15 protein-coding genes are annotated in these 17571 nt (G+C 73.5%); 8 read left to right on the top strand and 7 right to left on the bottom strand.

The genetic code is table 11. From position 1 onward, the window contains the following. Nucleotides 1-108: 108 nt before the first annotated feature. Genes ACFZP7_RS32615 through ACFZP7_RS32625 form a run of 3 tightly spaced genes read right to left on the bottom strand, consistent with a single transcriptional unit; the run spans nucleotide 109 to nucleotide 2374 of the window. Nucleotides 109-966 carry a biotin-dependent carboxyltransferase family protein gene (locus ACFZP7_RS32615; RefSeq protein WP_193449505.1) on the bottom strand — a complete coding sequence of 286 codons (858 nt, stop codon included), beginning with the start codon at nucleotides 964-966 and terminating at the stop codon, nucleotides 109-111. Beyond that, the gene (locus ACFZP7_RS32620) at nucleotides 963-1625 is read right to left on the bottom strand and encodes an allophanate hydrolase subunit 1 (RefSeq protein WP_385637675.1); all 663 of its coding nucleotides are present in this window, start codon (nucleotides 1623-1625) and stop codon (nucleotides 963-965) included. The genes ACFZP7_RS32615 and ACFZP7_RS32620 overlap by 4 nt, the downstream gene beginning before the upstream one ends. Beyond that, nucleotides 1622-2374 (bottom strand): LamB/YcsF family protein, encoded by a 753-nt coding sequence (locus ACFZP7_RS32625; RefSeq protein WP_125771857.1) that lies wholly within the window; start codon nucleotides 2372-2374, stop codon nucleotides 1622-1624. Before ACFZP7_RS32625 ends, ACFZP7_RS32620 begins: the two co-directional genes overlap by 4 nt. Nucleotides 2375-2574: 200 nt before the next feature. Here ACFZP7_RS32625 and ACFZP7_RS32630 point away from each other — a divergent pair, with 200 nt between their 5' ends. Genes ACFZP7_RS32630 through ACFZP7_RS32645 form a run of 4 tightly spaced genes read left to right on the top strand, consistent with a single transcriptional unit; the run spans nucleotide 2575 to nucleotide 5985 of the window. Then, entirely contained in the window at nucleotides 2575-3294 is a 720-nt protein-coding gene (locus ACFZP7_RS32630) for a DUF969 domain-containing protein (RefSeq protein ID WP_019328154.1), read from the top strand. Next, nucleotides 3291-4265, top strand: a complete 975-nt coding sequence (locus tag ACFZP7_RS32635) for a DUF979 domain-containing protein (protein WP_385637678.1) — start codon at nucleotides 3291-3293, stop codon at nucleotides 4263-4265. Before ACFZP7_RS32630 ends, ACFZP7_RS32635 begins: the two co-directional genes overlap by 4 nt. A 56-nt stretch (nucleotides 4266-4321) precedes the next feature. Continuing rightward, entirely contained in the window at nucleotides 4322-4972 is a 651-nt protein-coding gene (gene pcp / locus ACFZP7_RS32640; protein ID WP_385637680.1) for a pyroglutamyl-peptidase I, read from the top strand. Continuing rightward, on the top strand, nucleotides 4972-5985 hold the full coding sequence (locus ACFZP7_RS32645; protein WP_385637682.1) for a DUF2891 domain-containing protein: 1014 nt from the start codon (nucleotides 4972-4974) through the stop codon (nucleotides 5983-5985). The genes pcp and ACFZP7_RS32645 overlap by 1 nt, the downstream gene beginning before the upstream one ends. On the opposite strand, the gene ACFZP7_RS32650 is transcribed toward ACFZP7_RS32645, so the two are convergent. After that, entirely contained in the window at nucleotides 5986-6984 is a 999-nt protein-coding gene (locus ACFZP7_RS32650; RefSeq protein ID WP_385637683.1) for an aldo/keto reductase family protein, read from the bottom strand. It abuts the gene before it with no gap. Between the two features lie 354 nt (nucleotides 6985-7338). Between ACFZP7_RS32650 and ACFZP7_RS32655 the strand changes: the two genes are divergently transcribed. After that, entirely contained in the window at nucleotides 7339-9000 is a 1662-nt protein-coding gene (locus ACFZP7_RS32655) for a PP2C family protein-serine/threonine phosphatase (RefSeq protein WP_385637686.1), read from the top strand. Nucleotides 9001-9132: 132 nt separating this feature from the next. On the opposite strand, the gene ACFZP7_RS32660 is transcribed toward ACFZP7_RS32655, so the two are convergent. Then, complete coding sequence (locus ACFZP7_RS32660) at nucleotides 9133-9939, bottom strand: alpha/beta fold hydrolase (RefSeq protein ID WP_385637688.1); 807 nt, start codon at nucleotides 9937-9939, stop codon at nucleotides 9133-9135. A gap of 277 nt (nucleotides 9940-10216) precedes the next feature. On the opposite strand from ACFZP7_RS32660, the gene ACFZP7_RS32665 reads away from it, so the two are divergent. Continuing rightward, nucleotides 10217-11809 carry a hypothetical protein gene (locus ACFZP7_RS32665; protein ID WP_127442798.1) on the top strand — a complete coding sequence of 531 codons (1593 nt, stop codon included), beginning with the start codon at nucleotides 10217-10219 and terminating at the stop codon, nucleotides 11807-11809. A 170-nt stretch (nucleotides 11810-11979) separates the two neighbouring features. Next, entirely contained in the window at nucleotides 11980-12789 is an 810-nt protein-coding gene (locus tag ACFZP7_RS32670; RefSeq protein ID WP_223781330.1) for an endonuclease/exonuclease/phosphatase family protein, read from the top strand. A gap of 59 nt (nucleotides 12790-12848) precedes the next feature. Here the strand turns inward: ACFZP7_RS32670 and ACFZP7_RS32675 are convergent, their stop codons facing one another. Then, nucleotides 12849-13787, bottom strand: coding sequence for an NAD-dependent protein deacetylase (locus ACFZP7_RS32675; RefSeq protein WP_210902449.1), 939 nt, complete (start codon nucleotides 13785-13787; stop codon nucleotides 12849-12851). Between the two features lie 70 nt (nucleotides 13788-13857). Next, on the bottom strand, nucleotides 13858-15168 hold the full coding sequence (locus tag ACFZP7_RS32680) for a phytase (protein WP_365940896.1): 1311 nt from the start codon (nucleotides 15166-15168) through the stop codon (nucleotides 13858-13860). 631 nt (nucleotides 15169-15799) lie between these two features. Between ACFZP7_RS32680 and ACFZP7_RS32685 the strand changes: the two genes are divergently transcribed. Beyond that, nucleotides 15800-17554: a lysyl oxidase family protein gene (locus ACFZP7_RS32685; protein ID WP_385637694.1), complete on the top strand. Its 1755-nt coding sequence runs from the start codon at nucleotides 15800-15802 to the stop codon at nucleotides 17552-17554. Nucleotides 17555-17571: the final 17 nt, after the last annotated feature.

Consider the following 17571-nt stretch of genomic DNA (forward strand, 5'->3'; position numbering starts at 1 on the left):
CCGACCGCCGACCGCCAGCCGCCAGCCGCCAGCCGCCGACCGCCGGAGCCTTCGCCGTCCTGCCTCCATTGTCGGGGCCCGGACCGCCCGGTGCGCCCGCTCGCCCCGTCAGTCGAGCGTGAAGCGCACCGGTGTCCCGACCGCTGCCTGGGCCGCCGACGCGAGGGCGGGCTCCGCCACCACCCCGACGACCGGGTAGCCGCCGGTGGTCGGGTGGTCGTGCAGGAAGATCACGGGTCGGCCGTCCGGCGGGACCTGCACGGCCCCCAGGACCATTCCTTCACTGGGCAGTTCACCCGTCGACGCCCTCTCCAGCGCCGGACCCTCGGTGCGCAGGCCGATCCGGTTGCTGTGCGGGGAGACGCGGAACGTGGCCGAGGTGAGGGTGCGCAGCGCGCTCGGGGTGAACCAGTCGGACCGGGGCCCCGGTCGCAGCGGCAGCACCAGCTCGGCGGGCGGGCCGGGCCAGGGCGCGGCGGCGGGTACGGCGACGGGGGCGGCGGGGGTGCCGACCGGCACGACGGCCCCGTCCCGCAGCGGCTCCGGGCCCAGTCCGGACAGCAGGTCCGTCGAGCGGCTGCCGAGGACGGGCTCGACCGTGATGCCGCCGGCCACCGCCACGTACGCGCGTACGCCCGCCGTCACCGCCCCCACGTCCAGGACCGCACCGGCCGGCACCCGTACCGGGGCGCCCCAGGGCGCCGGCCGCCCGTCCACGGTGACGGGGCAGTGCGCGCCGCCGACCACGACGGTGACGTCCCGGTCCGGCCGGACGGCGCAGCCGGTCAGCGTCGTCTCCAGCACGGCGGCGCCCGGGTCGTTGCCGAGCAGCCGGTTGGCGAGCCGCATCGCGGGGGCGTCCAGGGCGCCGGAGCGGGGCACCCCCAGGTGGGCGTACCCGCGTCGGCCCGCGTCCTGCACGGTGGTGAGCGCGCCGGCCCGTACGGCGGTGAGCTTGGCCGTCATGCGGCCACCGTCCTGTCGGGGGCGTCCGCCGGTACGAACCGCACGCGCGTGCCCGGCGCCAGCAGCGCGGCCCGCCGACGCGCCGGGTCCCACAGCGGCCCGGGGTCGGGCATCGTGCCGATCAGCTGCCAGCCGCCCGGGGTGGCACGGGGATAGACGGCGCTGTAGGGGCCGGCGAGGGCGACCGCGCCGGCCGGCACCCGGGTCCTGGGCGTGGCCCGGCGGGGCACGTGCAGTTCCCCGGGCAGACCGGTGAGGTAGCCGAAGCCGGGGGCGAAGCCGCAGAACGCGACCCGGTAGTGGTGGGCGGAGTGCAGGGCGGCGACCTCCCGCGGGGCGACACCCCACAGAGCCGCCACGTCGGCGAGGTCCGGCCCGTCGTAGCGCACGGGGATCTCCACCGCCTCCCCGTCGTCGGCGGCAGCCGGCGGGACCTCCCAGGCGCGGAGGGAACGGGCCAGTGCCTCCGGGTCCCGGACACCGTCCAGCAGGACGGTCCGCGCCCCCGGCACCACCTCCTCGACGGGCTCCAGCGTCCCGGCCGCCCGGCGGCGCAGCACCTCGGCGTGGAAGGCGGCGGTGCGCCCGGCGTCGGGCAGTTCGACGAGGAGCGCGTGCCGGCCGGCGGGACGTGCCGTGAGGTGCGGGGTGCCCGTCATGCGAAGGCCCCGATCGCGACCCCCGAGGTCTCCAGCGCCTCGCGCACCCGGGCCGCGATCCGTGCCGCGTTCGGGGTGTCGCCGTGCACGCACAGCGACCGCGGGGCGACCTCCACGGTCGTGCCGTCCACGGTCTCGACCGAGCCGTGCACCGCGAAGGCGAGCGCCCGCCGGACCACGGCGTCCTCGTCCGTCACCACCGCGCCCGGCTCGCGCCGGGGCACCAGGGTGCCCCGCGGGGTGTAGGCCCGGTCGGCGAAGGCTTCGGGCACGGCCGCGAGCCCGGCCTCGGCGGCGGCGTCCAGCAGCAGGGAACCGGGGAGGCCGAGCACGGGCAGCGCGCCGCCCGCCAGCCGCACCCCGGCCACGACGGCGTGGGCCTGGTCCGCGTCGTGGACGGTGCGGTTGTAGAGCGCGCCGTGCGGTTTCACGTAGGCCACCTCCGCCCCGGCCGCCTCGGCGAAGACCCGCAGCGCGCCGATCTGGTAGGCCACCTCGGCCGCCAGCTCCCCGGAGGGTACGTCCATGGCGCGCCGGCCGAACCCCGCCAGGTCGCGATAGGACACCTGGGCCCCGATCCGCACCCCGCGCTCGGCGGCCAGGTCGCAGACGCGGCGCATCACCGAGGGGTCGCCCGCATGGAAGCCGCAGGCGACGTTGGCGCTGGTGACGACGGAGAGGAGGGCGTCGTCGTCGGTGAGGGTCCAGCGGCCGAAGCCCTCACCGAGATCTGCGTTGAGGTCGATCACGCATTGAACGTAGACGATTGTTGAACGATCCCACAAGGGATCGATGAGGATGAGGATCGGACTCTTGTTAGATCGTTGAACGATCGCTAGTGTCCGTGCATCTGCCACGCATCCGGGGCTATGGTCCGGACCGATGAAGCATCGGTTCCGCTTGTCTCGGATCCGTGCCCTGCCCCCTCATGCCTGAAGAAGGCCACCGAATGATCGTTCTGCTCGGTGTGGTCGTGGTGATCCTCGGATTCGTCACGCGCCGCAACCCCGTCCTCGTGGTGGGCGTCGCCGGTATCGTCACCGGTCTGCTCGGCAAGATGAACCCGATGGAGGTCCTCGCGGCCTTCGGCCGGTCCTTCGCCGACAGCCGCTCGGTCACCGTCTACGCCATCGTGCTCCCCGTGATCGGCCTCCTGGAGCGCTACGGCCTGCGCGAGCAGGCCCGCAACCTCATCGGCCGCCTGGGCAAGCTCAGCGCCGGCCGCTTCCTCACCGTCTACCTGCTGGTCCGGCAGGTCACCGCGGCCTTCGGACTGAACAGCATCGGCGGACCGGCGCAGACCGTGCGGCCCCTGGTGGCGCCCATGGCCGAGGCCGCCGCCGAACGCTCCACCGGCGCGAAACTGCCCGACCGGCTCCGCGAGAAGGTGCGCTCCTACTCCGCGTCGGCCGACACCGTGGGCGTCTTCTTCGGCGAGGACTGCTTCATCGCCATCGGCTCCATCCTCCTGATCACCGGTTTCGTGAACTCCACGTACCACCAGGAGATCGAGCCGACCCAGCTGGCCCTGTGGGCGATCCCGCTCGCGGTCTGCGCCTTCGTCATCCACGGCGCCCGGCTGCTGCTCATGGACCGGCAGCTGGAACGCGAGATGGCGCTCGCCGCCGCCGAGCACGACCTGCCGCTTCCCGAGGGGGCCGACAAGTGATCAAAGTCGAATGGCTGTACTGGCTGATAGGTCTGGTCTTCGTCGTCATGGCCGTGCAGATGGCCACCGACCGCAGCAACCCCAAGCGGTGGACGTCCGCCGGGTTCTGGGGTCTGCTCGGACTCACCTTCCCCTACGGCACCGGCGTCGCCAACGCCACGGCCGGCGACGGCGGCTGGACCCTGCCCGCCGAACCGCTCGGGGTCGCGGTCCTGGCCCTGATCGTACTCGCGGGCTTCAACTTCCTCGGCAAGGGCGTCCCGGTCACCACCACCGGTGAACAGCGCGAGGCGTCCGCCGCCCGGCTCGGCAACAAGATCTTCGTCCCCGCGCTGACCATCCCGCTCGTCGCCATCGTCTGCGCCTCCGTGCTCGACGAGTCCGGCCTCTTCGAGTCGGGCAAGGCCACCCTCCTCGGGCTCGGCCTCGGCTGCGTCGCCGCACTCGGGGTCGGGATGCTGATCACCGGCGAGAAGAAGGTGTCGGTCCCGCTCCACTCCGGGCGCTCCATGCTGGAGGCCATGGGCTCCGCACTGCTCCTGCCCCAGCTGCTGGCCGTGCTCGGCTCGATCTTCGCCGCCGCGGGCGTCGGCGACCAGGTCGGCAAGATCGTGAACGAGGTCCTGCCCGACGACTCCAAGTACCTCGCGGTGATCGCGTACTGCGTCGGCATGTTCCTCTTCACCGTGATCATGGGCAACGCCTTCGCCGCGTTCCCCGTGATGACCGCGGCGATCGGCTGGCCCGTCCTCATCCAGCAGATGCACGGCAACGAGCCCGCGGTGCTCGCGATCGGCATGCTGGCCGGCTTCGCCGGCACGCTCTGCACCCCGATGGCCGCCAACTTCAACATCGTCCCGGCCACGCTGCTGGAGCTGAAGGACCAGTACGGGCCGATCAAGGCACAGCTGCCGACGGGCATCGCGCTGCTCGGCTGCTGCACCGTGATCATGGCGCTCTTCGCCTTCTGAGCCACCGCCGCGACCCGCGTCCGCACCGGCGCCCGCCCCTCCCGCAAGGAACGCCCATGACCCGTGCCCTCATCACCGGCTTCGCCCCCTTCGGCGGCGAGCACGTGAACCCCTCCTGGCAGGCGGCTTCCCTGGTCGCCGCCGAACCGCCCGCCGGGCTCGACGTCACCGCCGTCGAACTGCCCTGCGTCTTCGGCGAGTCTCTCGACGTCCTGCGCGACGCGGTGCGCACCCACGCCCCCGACCTGGTGCTCTGCCTGGGCCAGGCGGGCGGACGCCCCGGCGTCACCGTGGAACGCGTCGGCATTAACATCGACGACGCGCGCATCCCGGACAACGCCGGCCGGCAGCCCGTCGACGAACCCGTCGTCCCCGGCGGCCCCGCCGCCCACTTCTCCACCCTCCCCGTCAAGGCGTGCGTCGCCGCGATGCGGGAGGCCGGCGTCCCGGCCGCCGTCTCGAACACGGCCGGCACCTTCGTCTGCAACCACGTCGCCTACGGCCTCGGCCACCTCATCGCCACCGAGTTCCCCCACGTGCGGGGCGGTTTCGTCCACGTTCCCTGGGCGCCGGAACAGGTCACCGACGGCACCGCGCCCTCCCTGCCGCCCGCCACCGTCGCCCACGGCCTGCGCGCCCTGCTGGCCACCGCCGCCCGCACGCCGGCCGGGCAGGACCTCAAGGTCACCGAAGGAGCCACCCACTGATGCCGCTGAGCACCCACGCCGACCGCTTCGCCCGGCTCGCCCTCGCCAACATCACCCGCGAGTACCCCAACTTCCCGGCCCACCTGATCACCTCCGTCGACGAGGCACACGCACCCCGTGCGCTGCACCCGGCCTTCTACGGCGCCTACGACTGGCACTCCTCGGTGCACATGCACTGGCTGCTCGTCCGCCTCCTGCGCCGCCACGGCGGTACACCCGCGCTGCCCGAGAGCGCCCGGGCCGTCGCCGTGCTCGACCGGCACCTCACCCCCGGCAACCTCGCCGTCGAAGCCGCCTACCTGCGCGCACACCCCTCCTTCGAGCGGCCCTACGGATGGGCGTGGCTGCTCGTCCTCGCCGCCGAGTGCCGGGCCCTGGGCGGCGAGAACGGCGCCCGCTGGGCCGCCGCCCTGGAGCCGGCCGTCGCCGCCGTCGACGGACTGCTGGCCGGCTGGCTGCCCAAGGCCACCTATCCGGTACGCCACGGCAACCACCCCAACAGCGCCTTCGCCCTCGGCCTCGCGCTCGACTCGGGCGAACTGTCGGCCGAGACCGACGGCGCCGTGCGCGAACGCCTGCTCGCCTGGTTCGCCGACGACCACGACGCCCCGGCCCACTGGGAGCCCTCGGGGCAGGACTTCCTGTCCCCGGCGCTGAGCGAGGCCGACGCCGTGCGCCGGGTGCTGCCCGCGGAACGGTTCGCGGCCTGGCTCGACCGCTTCCTGCCCGCCCTGCGCACCGGGGCACCCTGCCCGCCGCTGGACGTACCCGTCGTCTCCGACCACGCGGACCCCCAGATCGGTCATCTGCTGGGCCTGACCCTGAGCAGGGCGGCCGCGCTGCGCTCCCTCGCGGACGCGCTGCCCGACGGCCCGGCCCGGGCCCGACTGACGGCCGCGGCCGAGGCCCACCTCGCGGCCGGCCTGCCGGCCGTGGAACGCGGCGACTTCACCACCGACCACTGGCTGGCGACGTTCGCCGCGCTCGCCCTCGACCCCGCGGGCGAGCGGTGATCACCGACGCGTGACGCCGGCACGGGCCCCGGGAGCGAGCGTGGGCTCGCTGACGGGGACGTCGCCGAGGGCCTCGTCGACCGCGGCCAGCAGGTCGTCGGACAGCTCCGTGCCGGAAGCCGCGGCGTTGGCGTGCACCTGCTCGGGACGGGAGGCGCCGGTGATCGCGGAGGCGACCTCGCCGCGGCGCAGCACCCAGGCGAGCGCCAGGGTGGGCATGCTCATCCCGGCCGCCTCGGCGATCGGCACGAGACGCTGGACCGCCTCCAGGGCGGCGTCGCTGTAGACGAGGTCCCGCGAGACGGCCATCTCCGCGCTCGCGAACCGGCTGCCCTCGGGGACGGGCCGCCCCGGCCGGTACTTGCCGGTGAGGACGCCCTGGGCGAGCGGGGACCAGACCACCTGCGAGACGCCGTTGGCGGTACACAGACCGAAGACCTCGGCCTCGGGCGCCTGCCAGAGCATCGAGTACTGCGGCTGGGACGAGACGAACAGACCGGGGCCCGCGACGTCGATCGCGGCCCGGATCTGCTCCGGAGTCCACTCGCTGAAGCCGATCCAGCGGGCCTTGCCCTGGTCGACGACCTTCTGGAACGCCTCGACGATGTCCTCGACGGGCACCTCCGGGTCGAAACGGTGCGCCTGGTAGAGGTCGACGTGGTCGGTGCGCAGCCGGGTGAGGGACGCGTCGATCTGCTCGGCGATGTGGCGCGGTGACAGACCCTGGTCGGCGGGGTCGTCCGACATGGGGAAGTAGACCTTGGTGGCCAGGACGTAGGAGTCGCGCGGCCGGGACGAGAGGATCTCGCCCCACGCCGTCTCGGCGGCGCCCCGGCCGTAGACGTTCGCGGTGTCGAAGAAGTTGATGCCCGCGTCGAACGCCGCCTCGGTACAGGCCCGGGTCGTCTCCGCCTCGACGCCGCCGGAGTAGGTGAGCCAGGACCCGAGCGAGATCTCCGAGACCTCCAGGTCGGAACTGCCGAGCTTGCGGTACCGCATGGGTGCTCCTCGCGTCGTGGACGGCGGTGCGGGACGCCGTCCCGGACGGGCGGCGCCACCGCTCCCGGGTACCCGGGAGTGGACCCGGCCACCGGGGGTGTGCTCGACGGCTGCCCGGTGGGGCCCCGGGGGCGGTTTGCGAGGCCGGGCTCGGCAAGTACCCTCGGGGCTGGTGCTTGGGAAACAGGTACGCCCGCGGTCGGCCGGGTCGCACGGCCGTCTCGGGCCGCAGCCGCCCTGCACCAGAGGAGGGACGCCCATGCGTCGCGAGATCCACCACCCCCGCCCGAGCGCCGGGGCGGCCTGCCGGGAATCCGGCGGGCCGGAGAGCGCCGAAGCCCGGGCCGATTGATCATGACCACTTCGGAACGATCACCGAGTCCGCTGCGGAGCCGCACGCCTTCCCTGGGCGATGCCTGGCTCCAGGCACCCGTCCCCGTGCTCGTCGTCGACCCGGCGGGAACGGTCGTGGCGGCCAACGCGAGAGCCACGGCGCTGTTCCCCGGGGCGACGGGCGGGACATGGCTGCCCGACGTGGTCCCCGACTGGCTGGCGCGCGCCCACCGGACGGTCGTCGCCGGGGGCGAGGGGAGCCCGCCGGGACCGGTGCGCGGCCCGCACGGGCCGGACATCCTGGAGGCCCACGCGACCCACGGTCCGGACGGGACCGTGGTGTGGTGGCCGTCCGTCGTCACCGACCGGTCACGGGCCCGGGCGGCGCTGCGGAGCGAACGGGAGCGCAACGCCTTCCTGACGGACGCCTCCACACAACTCCTCGCCTCCCTGAACCTGGAACGGTGCATGGAGGCCACCGTGCGGCTGGCGGCCGAGCACCTCGCCGACGCCGCGGTCCTGGTGGCGCCCTCCCCGGGGAAGCGGCACCGACTGACCCTGGCCGCGGGGGACGCGGTGGCCCACGGCTCCGTCCGCATCGATCCCGCGACGGTACCCGGACTCGCGGAGGCGCTGCGGGGCTTCCCGCCGCTGCCCTCCCGCTGGATCGATCCCGCCCTCCTGCCCGGCTGGGCCCTGCCCGACGGCTTCACGGGACCGGTGGGGTCGGTGGCGATCACACCGCTGCCCGGCCCGGGATTCCCCGCGGGCGCGCTGATCCTGCTGCGCCGGGGAGACCGCGCCGCCTTCGACTCCTTCGAGGAGCAGTTCGCCCGGGTCTTCGCCTCCCGTGCCGGTGCCGCCCTGTCGGCCGCCCGCATGTACCGGGAGCAGAGCGAGATCACCACCACGCTCATGGCCGAGCTGCTGCCTCCGGAACTGCGGCACGTGCACGGCGTCGAGTTCGCCGGCGGATACCGCGCCGCGCAGGACACGGACCGGGTCGGCGGCGACTTCTACGAGGTGCACCCGGGGGCCGGGCCGCGGGACGAGACGCTGGCCGTCCTGGGCGACGTCTGCGGCAAGGGCCTGGACGCCGCGGTGCTCACCGGGAAGATACGCAACACGCTGCACGCGCTGCTGCCCATGGCCGACGACCACCAGCGGGTGCTGACCCTGCTCAACGGCGCGCTGCTCGGCAGCCGGCACACCCGCTTCGCCAGCCTGGTCCTCGCCTCGGTGCGACGGCGGGGCGACACCACCCACCTGCGGCTGACCTGCGCCGGGCACCCGGCCCCGCTGATCGTGCGCAACGACGGGACGGTGCACGAGGCGCGCACCAGGGGCACCATCGTCGGCGTCCTTCCCGAGGTGACGTCGACCACCGCCGAGGTCGAACTGCGGCCGGGGGAGAGCTGCCTGCTGTTCACCGACGGCGTCACCGAGGCCAGGGGAGGGCCGCTGGGCGAGGTGATGTTCGACGACGAACGCCTGCGCGCCGCCCTGTGCGAGTGCGCCGGCATGCCCGCCGAAGCCATCGTCGAACGGGTCCAACTGCGGGTCGCCGAGTGGCTCGACGACCAGCCGCACGACGACATAGCGGTCATGGCGATCACCGCGCCGCACCTGCCGGCGCCCGAGGGACGCGGGACGAGCGGGAAGGACGTACGGCCGACCGACTGAGTCCGCGTCGGCGATGCCGGCCCGGCCGCCGGGGAAGCCGGGACGCCGGGTGCGCGCGGCGCGGGGCTCCGGGGTCCGGACGCCCGTCGAGCGGCACCGGCACCTCGGGGCCGGTCCCGAGGCCCGCCTGCGTCAGCCGGTACCCGCGCCCGCCCCGCCAGCCGCCGCGCGCCGCACCGGCATCATCGTCTCGACCGTGTCCTGGGCCAGGTGCTCGAGGACGAGCCGGTTCACCAGGGCCGGCTGCTCCAGCGGGACCAGGTGGGAGGCTCCGGGGACGACGGCGAGCCGGGCGTCCGGGACCGCCCGGTACAGGGCCACGGTGTGCTCCAGTGTCATCAGGTCGTCGTCGCCGACGAGCACGAGGGCGGGCGCGGCCACGCGGGCCAGGTCCCGGGCGGTGAGCGTCGGCTGGGTGCGCCACATGTCGATCACCTTCGCCGCCACCACCGGCCAGTGGTCCGGGCCGTCCGGCGTCACGGGCTCGTACAGCTCGCGGAAGAACCGCATCTCGGGACTGTCCGGCGCCATCGCGTCCAGCATGCGCGGCGCGACGAAGCACTCGGGGCCGGGGCGGAAGGTGGCGCCGATCGCCACCACCTTGCGGACCAGATCGGGACGGGCGAGCGCGACGAGCAGGGCCACGACGCCCCCGTCGCTCCACCCGACCAGATGCGCGGCCCCGCCGACCACCCTCTCCAGGAAGGCCACGGTGTCGTCGGCCATGTCCCGGTAGGTGAGCGGACCCGCCACGTCGGGTGTGTGCCCGTGCGCCCGGCGCTCGGGCAGGAAGAGGCGGTACGCGGCGGCCAGCTCGGCCCGCTGGGCACCCCAGGTGTCGTTGGTGCAGAAGCCGCCGTGCAGCAGGACCAGCGGATCGCCCTTCCCGTCCGTCTCGTACCAGGTCCTGACACCAGGAAGATCCGCGTAGTCACCCATCGCTCCAGGCCCTCTCCGGCCGGCACCGCTCCCCACCAGTCTCCGGCGCGCCCGAGACGCCCGCAACGCGGCCCGGGGCCGTGCCGCCGGGCCGGTCGCCCGGTCCGTCCCGCGACGCGAGGAGGTGTGGCCGCGGCGCGGCGGAGCAGGCACCCGAGCCGTGAACCGACCGACCCGCGCTCGCCACTGACGCATAATCAATGTTGCTTTCGCACAAGTGTTTTGGGAGTCTCCGTTCGACTCAGATGTCGAACGAGCAACGGAGGACTCCCCCCACATGTCGAGAAGCCGAATACGCCGGGCCTGGCTCACCACCGCCGCCGCGGCCGCGCTCGCGTTCACCGGTCTGGCCGTCCCCGGCCACGCCGACGACCTCCCGCCCGACGTGCCGCGGTCGTGGATCCAGGAACCCCGCGCGACGGAGGGGAGCCCCACGCCGAGCCTGGCCCAAGACTGGACCGCCCCCGGCGGCACCGCCTCGCCCGGCGACTTCACCCTGTCACCCGGCGCGATGAACGCCGAGACCACGCGCCGGGTCACCCGCCTCGACGCGGTGCTGCCCAAGTCGGGCGTGCAGAACCTGCTGGCCGGCGCCAACCGCGACGCCCAGCCGTGGTGCCCGCGCGACCCGTTCGGCACCGCGCCGGACCCCGACCTCAAGTACTGCCTGGAGAACGACGACTCGGTATCGCGGGAATGGGTCCCGCAGGGCTTCACGGGCGTCTCCGACGCCAAGGACAACGAACTGTGGGGCGAGGCCGGGAACATCCAGCTGTTCGCCTCCTACGACGGCTGGGACCCGGGCCGCCAGGACGATCCGGACCCGGGCGGCGACTGCACCGCGGGTGAGCTGGAGGACAACGACGCCTGCAACCAGAAGGGCGTCCGCGTCACCTTCGTCCAGAGCCGGACCAACCCGGCCACCGGCAGCCCCGAGGTCAAGTACCGTCACGTCCTGCTCGCTTGGACGTACGTGAACTCGGCCGACCACGTCTCCTTCGACGGACTGCACGCCTCGGAGTACCCGATCCAGAACGGCGTCCACGCCGGCGGGATCGTCTGGTACGGCAACTACCTCTACGTCGCGGACACCCGCAACGGCCTGCGCGTCTTCGACATGCGGTACATCATGGACCTCAACCCGGACGGCGACGCGAGCACCAACGACCCGATGGGCGCCGACACCGACGGCGTGAAGACCACCGCCGACGTCCAGGACAAGACCAAGGTCGGCCGGCACAACAACGTCTGGTACAGCTTCGGTTACCGCTACGTCATGCCCCAGGTGGCCGCGTGGCGGTTCAAGGCCACCCAGAGCAACCCCAAGGGGTCCTACGCCTGCGTCTCCACCGGCGCGCCGAAGGCCTCCTACATCTCCCTGGACCGCAGCACGGTCCCGGACCGGCTGATCATGGGTGAGTACTGCCGTCCGGAGAGCGGCTACCCGTCCACCGGCCGCATCGCCTCCTATCCGGTCGCCGACCTGGCCGGACGCTCGGCCGACGTACCCGCGCAGGGCTGGGCCAACTACCTGCCGATGACCAGCGGCGGAGCGCAGGGCGCGGCGGCCCACGCCGGGACGCTCTACGTGAACCAGTCCAAGGGCACGGACGAGCCGGGCCACCTGTGGCGGTACAAGTGGAGCGACGGCCGGCTGGTCCAGCAGGGCCAGGCCGTCAAGACCGCACGGGGCGCCGAGGACCTGTACGTCGAGCGCGGCACGGGACGGCTGTGGTCCGTCTCCGAGCACCGCCCGGGAGCGGCGTCCGACTGCACGGCCAACCCGGACGCCGGCGACCCGGCGGGCACCGACTACTGCCAGCGCGTGCTCTACGGGCACAAGCTGAGCTGGATCGACAGCCGGCCCTGACGCCGGCGAACCGGCGGGCGCGGGGCGGCACATGTGCGTTCCGCGCCCTCACCGGGAGGGCGCCGCCCCGGTCCCGTAGGCTCGTGCGTGCAGACGGCGGATGCACGGGTGGTGCCACGGTGAAGGGGGCGGCGGTGTTCGCGAACGGCACGCGGTTGCTCGCGGGCGCGATGACCGTGGCCGTTCTCGTCCTGCTGGGCCCCAGCGCGCCCGTGGGGTCCCTGGTCGCCCGACCGCTGCCGGACGGCGCCGCCGAGGGCGTCGTACCCAACCGGGTCATGACGTGGAACATCTGCAACCCCTGCGACGTGGGCAACGTCGACCGGGCGGCGGACATCGCCACCTACGCGCCGCAGGTCATCGGCCTGCAGGAGGCGTGCGTGCGCGACGTCGAGCAGATCCGGGCCTACCTGGCGGGCCTGTACGGACTCGTCTACCACGTCGAGTACGGGACGGTCCTGCGCAAGCGGAGCCGTTGCGGGGGCACCCCGTGGAACCCGGGGGCCTTCGGGCAGGCGATCCTGTCCGCGTCACCGATGACCGACCGCGTCAGCGTGGAGTACCCCGACGGCGGTTCGGAGGACCGCGGGTATCTCGCGGTCACCACCGTGGTGGGCGGCCACACGGTACGGGTCTTCAACACCCACCTCGCCCACCGGCGTCAGCAGCCGGTCCGGGCCCGGCAGACCGAGGAACTCGCCGCGGCCGTCGCCCGGCACGACCGCGCGATCGTCCTCGGCGACTTCAACGCCGTACCGGACGCCGCCGAACTGGCGCCCCTGTGGGCGCTGGCGCCCGGCTCGGACCCCGAGTGCCGTCCCTCTCCCACCGCGGCCTGCGAACCGACCACCGACTGGAGCAGCAGGTTCGACTACGTCTTCCTGCGGGGCCTCGGCTCTGTCGGACAGCATGTGCATCCCACCGTGTACTCGGACCACCACCTGCTGCACACGGACGTGGTCCCGGCCCGCGGCGCCTGACCGGACGGCGTCCCGACCCGCCGAGAGCGCCGTGCGCGCCCCGCGGCTGGGAGCCGGGGCTACGGTGTGGGCGGCACGACCGGTCGACGGTCCGGGCCGGAGTCGTCGACGGGGACGGGGACGGGGACGCCCAGCCGGGCGGCCACGGTGGTCAGGGCCGTCCCCAGCGGGACGGCGACCCGGGTCAGCGCGTGCCGGTCGCCCCGGGTCGGGTCGCGGTTGACGATCAGCACCGGCTTCCCGGCCTCCGCCGCCTGACGGACGAAACGCAACCCGGACATCACGGTCAGCGACGACCCCAGGACCAGCAGCGAGGCTGCCTCCCGCACCAGCGCGCGGCACTGTTCGACCCGGGGCGGCGGCACGTTCTCGCCGAAGAAGACCACGTCCGGTTTGAGGACGCCGCCGCAGACCGCGCAGGGCACCACCCGGAAGTCCCCGACCTGCTCGTCGGTGAGGTCGGCGTCACCGTCCGGATTGATTCCCGCCGCCACCGGCGCGAAGTCCGGATTGGCCTCCTCCAGCCGCCGGGCCAGCTCACGGCGCGGGCTGAACGCCCCGCAGGAGAGGCAGACGACCCGGTCCAGGCTCCCGTGGAGTTCCACCACGCCGTCGCTGCCGGCGGCCTGGTGCAGACCGTCGACGTTCTGGGTGATCACACCCGAGAGCAGGCCCCGCCGCCCGAAGGCGGCGACCGCGCGGTGCCCGGCGTTGGGGCGGGCCCGGCCGAAGGTGCGCCAGCCGAGGTGGCTGCGCGCCCAGTACCGGCGCCGGGCCCGGGCGTCGGCGGTGAAGTCCTGATAGGTCATCGGCGTGTGCCGGCTCAGGCTGCCGCCCTCGCCCCGGTAGTCGGGGATGCCCGACTCCGTCGAGATGCCGGCGCCGCTGAGCACGAGCACCCCGCCGGCCTTCAGGGCGTCGGCGACCGGCCGCAGGTCCGTGGTGCCCGGCGGCAGGTCGCCGGCGGGGGTCCAGCTCAGGGTGGGGCGCATGCGCATGCGGCAAGGGTACGTAACGGGCGGCCCGAGCAGGACGCGGCGGCCCGGCCGTCGGGCCGCCGCGCACCCGTCAGTCGTCGAGCGCCTCCAGGACGTCGGCGAGGTCGACGAACTTGAAGCCCGTGGCCTCCCGGTCGCCGTCCTGCGGAGCCATGTGGCCGTCCTGGACGACGAGCAGGCCGTTCGGGTACCGGTCGCCCAGCGGCTCGGCGAGCACGTCCGCGCCGTCGCACTCCTCGGAGCCGTCCAGCGACGCGGACGCGGCGCTCACCCGGAAGCCGCCCTCGTACTCGTAGCCGTCGGACCGTTCGCGGTCGTAGGCCACGAAGGTGTCGTCGCCCTGGCTGGAGGCGAGCAGGTAGCCGTCCCCGTCGTCCTGCTTCAGCAGGGTCAGGCCCTCGACGTCCGCGGAGACGCGCTCGCCGCCGAAGCCGGGGTCGTCGCCCGCGACGCACTCGTCGGACGGCTCGTCGTAGACGGCGGGGACACCGTACTCGCGGACCTTGTCCTGGAGGACGGGCCTGCCCCGCAGGTCGGCGGGCAGCCGCCAGATACCGACGTCCTCCTGCCCGGCGAAGAGCGTGCCGGTCTCCGGGTCGACGACCATGCCCTCGACCTGCGGTCCCTCGCCGGGCTCGCCGCAGGGGGACCACCGGGTGCCGTCGGGCAGGGTGAAGGAGGCCGGCAGGTCCAGGGTGCGGACCTTCCGGTAGGAGACCGAGCCGCCGCTCGTGGCGGTCAGCTCCAGCAGCGCGACGCGGGTGGTCGCGTTCTGACTGACCAGGGCGTAGGACCTGCCGGTCGCCGCGTCGGTGTAGGTGGCCAGTCCGTACGCGGTGCTCTCCCCGTCGACCTCCTCCTGGGAGCCGGAGAAGATCCACGGCGCCGACGCGTCCGTGACGTCGGTGAGCGGGGCGCCGGGCCGGCCGCCGTCGATCCGGTAGACGCGCAGCTTGTCGCTGCCCCGGTCGCTGACCACGGCCAGGTCCGAGGTACCGGAGCCCAGCCGCATGCCGTGCACCAGGTCGACGTTGTTGAAGCGCCCCGGCGCGTGGTCCGGCCCGGGTGCCTGCGGGGCGGGCACGGACTGCACCTCGCGGGCGTCGAGGTCGTAGACGCGCAGGCCGCCCTCCTTGGCCGTGGCGATGACGAGACTGGCGTCCGGGTCGGCGGCGTTGCGCCAGATCGCCGGGTCGTCGGCGTTGGCGTTCCCGCCCTCGTCGTCGTCGAACAGCGCGTCGGTCTCGGCGCGCGGGGCGACCTCGGGCAGCGCCGCCCGGGCCGTCGCGCCCGTCGGGGCCACGGCGGTGACGACGGCGGTGAGCACCAGGGACGCCGCCACCGCGACGGCCCCGGAACGGCGTTTCGTGAACGCGTGCACGAACGATCTCCTTCGTTGGGAAGCGATGCGTGACATGTTCACGAAGCCAGGCGGTGGCTGGGCGTCGGGGCGGCCACCCGCCGGCGACGGACGGACGACCACGAGGTGAACGGCGCCGCCCTCCGCCTCCGCTGCACGATCGGACCGTCGGCGGGGCACCGCCGGACGGTCCGCGCGGGCACGATGCCGGCCTCGGTTTGCGGTACTCCAAGTAACAAGATCAAAGTAAATCCGCGCACCTCGCGGCAGCCGCAGAGGTGGCCCACCCTCCCCGTGCACCCTGACCCGGGGTGCTCGCACGATCACAGGAAGCAGTCGAGATGAATTCGTCGTACGACCCTCTCGGGCAGGCACGCGAGGACTACGAGCACCACCTGCGGACGTGCCGCCAGTGCGGGGCGGACGGCGTGAAGTGCCCCGTGGCCAAACACCTCAGGCGCCTTTACAACAACCTCCTCAGATCGGCGTGACGTACTCCTGAGATCGGCCCGATTTCCTCCGTAAAGGAGGACAACCGGCCAACATCTCACCGCTTTCCCTCCCTCGGACAACCGAGCCTGCGGCGCGTTCCTCTCACAGCGCGACCACAGCAAGGGCCCTCCACCGTGTCGGCCCGGAGGACGAGGGAACGATGACCAGACCGCGCACCACCCGACTGCGGCGTCCGTTGCTCGCCGGCGCCACGGCCGTCACCGCCCTGGCCGTGACGGCCGGCCTCGTGGCCGCCTCCTCGGAGCCGGCCGACGCCGCGGCGAAGCCCGAACTCAGCCTCATCGCCGCGACCGGCTCGCTCACACTCACCTCGTGGAAGGAGGACCCGGGCGTCTACCTCGACCTCGGCACCTATCTCACCACCGAGGGGACGCCGCTCGAGCTGAAGGTGACCCGCAAGTCCTACAAGGACCCGGTGACCGTCACCCAGACCGTGTACGAGGGCGGCCGGGCCAAGGCCAAGAAGCTGCCCGCCGGCACGGTGAAGGACTTCTCCGGCCTGCCCGGCTTCGTCCGGGTCACCCTCACCGACAAGGCCGGCAGGAAGGTCCTCGACCGCACCGAGGACTTCTGCCCGAACAACGCCAGCGGCCGGGTCCGCCCCGACGCGCCGGCCACGTCGAAGTATCCGGAGAGCTGCCCCACCAACCCGTTCACCCTCGGCTCCGTGTGGGGCGTGGAGAAGGGCTGGGCCGCCAACACCTACGGCGGCTCCTACTCGGCACCGGTCCAGCTGGCGGCGGGCACGTACACGGCCAAGGTCGGGGTCGCGAAGAAGTACCGCGACCTGTTCGGCATCGCCGACAAGCCGGCCACGGTGAAGGTGACGGTGCAGGAACGCAGTTACGAGGACGAGTCCGGCTCCGCCGGCGCGGCGGGCCGGTCCGCGACGGCCGGCGGACACGCCGGACACGGCGCCGCGCACGCCCCGCAGACCGCCCACGCGGGGCACGGTCCGGGGCACGCGCCGACACCCGCCCGGGCCGCCGCGCCGGTGACGAGCGGCGCGGGTCCCACCTACAACGCGGGCCACGGACCGCTCAGGGCGGCGCCGCCGGCCCTGCCGTGGGCGCTGAAGAAGGACCAGGCCGCGCGCGCGACGCGGGTGGGGGACACCAGCGGGCAGACCGACGGCTCGCGCAAGGCGCCGGCGCAGCGGCCGCAGCCGCAACGCCCCGCCGGCAAGCCCTCCGTGCCCGACGTCCCCAAGCCCGACCTGCGCTCCCTGCCGGCGTACGGCATCGTCATCAGCGACGGCGAACGGGACGTCCCCGGCAAGGACTACCTGGCCTTCAGCGCCAACGTGTGGAACGCGGGCCCGGCCCAGCTGGTGGTGGACGGCTTCCGCTCGCCCGGCAAGGCCAAGATGGACGCCTACCAGTACTTCTACGACGCCAAGGGCAAGCAGGTCGGCTACACGCCCACGGGCACCATGGAATGGGACCCGCGCCCGGGCCACATGCACTGGCACTTCACCGACTTCGCCAGCTACCGGCTGCTGAAGGCGGACCAGAAGGAGGCCGTGCGCAGCGGCAAGGAGGCGTTCTGCCTGGCCAACACCGACGCCGTCGACTACACGGTGAAGAACGCCAACTGGCACCCGTACAACACCGATCTGTCCACCGCGTGCGGCGAGGAGAACGCGATCTCGGTGCGCGAGGTGCTGGACGTCGGCTCCGGCGACACGTACACCCAGGACCTGCCCGGCCAGTCCTTCGACATCACCGGTGTCCCCAACGGCACGTACTACATCCAGGTGCTGGCCAATCCGGAGAAGCGGCTCAAGGAGAGCGACCTGAACAACAACAGCGCGCTGCGGAAGATCGTGCTCGGCGGCAAGCCGGGCAAGCGCACGGTGACCGTCCCGGCGCACGAGCTGGTGAACGCCAACTGACCGGGCTCCGCGCGGAG

Source organism: Streptomyces sp. SudanB5_2050 (assembly GCF_964272335.1).
GTDB lineage: Bacteria > Actinomycetota > Actinomycetes > Streptomycetales > Streptomycetaceae > Streptomyces > Streptomyces rochei.

Excerpts from the sequence above, each read along its gene's own strand:
- ACFZP7_RS32660 (WP_385637688.1), bottom strand. The coding sequence starts at position 9,939 with ATGGGTGACTACGCGGATCTTCCTGGTGTCAGGACCTGGTACGAGACG.
- ACFZP7_RS32630 (WP_019328154.1), top strand. The coding sequence starts at position 2,575 with ATGATCGTTCTGCTCGGTGTGGTCGTGGTGATCCTCGGATTCGTCACG.
- ACFZP7_RS32615 (WP_193449505.1), bottom strand. The coding sequence starts at position 966 with ATGACGGCCAAGCTCACCGCCGTACGGGCCGGCGCGCTCACCACCGTG.
- ACFZP7_RS32670 (WP_223781330.1), top strand. The coding sequence starts at position 11,980 with ATGACCGTGGCCGTTCTCGTCCTGCTGGGCCCCAGCGCGCCCGTGGGG.
- ACFZP7_RS32650 (WP_385637683.1), bottom strand. The coding sequence starts at position 6,984 with ATGCGGTACCGCAAGCTCGGCAGTTCCGACCTGGAGGTCTCGGAGATC.
- ACFZP7_RS32620 (WP_385637675.1), bottom strand. The coding sequence starts at position 1,625 with ATGACGGGCACCCCGCACCTCACGGCACGTCCCGCCGGCCGGCACGCG.
- ACFZP7_RS32645 (WP_385637682.1), top strand. The coding sequence starts at position 4,972 with ATGCCGCTGAGCACCCACGCCGACCGCTTCGCCCGGCTCGCCCTCGCC.
- ACFZP7_RS32665 (WP_127442798.1), top strand. The coding sequence starts at position 10,217 with ATGTCGAGAAGCCGAATACGCCGGGCCTGGCTCACCACCGCCGCCGCG.
- ACFZP7_RS32685 (WP_385637694.1), top strand. The coding sequence starts at position 15,800 with ATGACCAGACCGCGCACCACCCGACTGCGGCGTCCGTTGCTCGCCGGC.
- ACFZP7_RS32675 (WP_210902449.1), bottom strand. The coding sequence starts at position 13,787 with ATGCGCATGCGCCCCACCCTGAGCTGGACCCCCGCCGGCGACCTGCCG.
- ACFZP7_RS32655 (WP_385637686.1), top strand. The coding sequence starts at position 7,339 with ATGACCACTTCGGAACGATCACCGAGTCCGCTGCGGAGCCGCACGCCT.
- pcp (WP_385637680.1), top strand. The coding sequence starts at position 4,322 with ATGACCCGTGCCCTCATCACCGGCTTCGCCCCCTTCGGCGGCGAGCAC.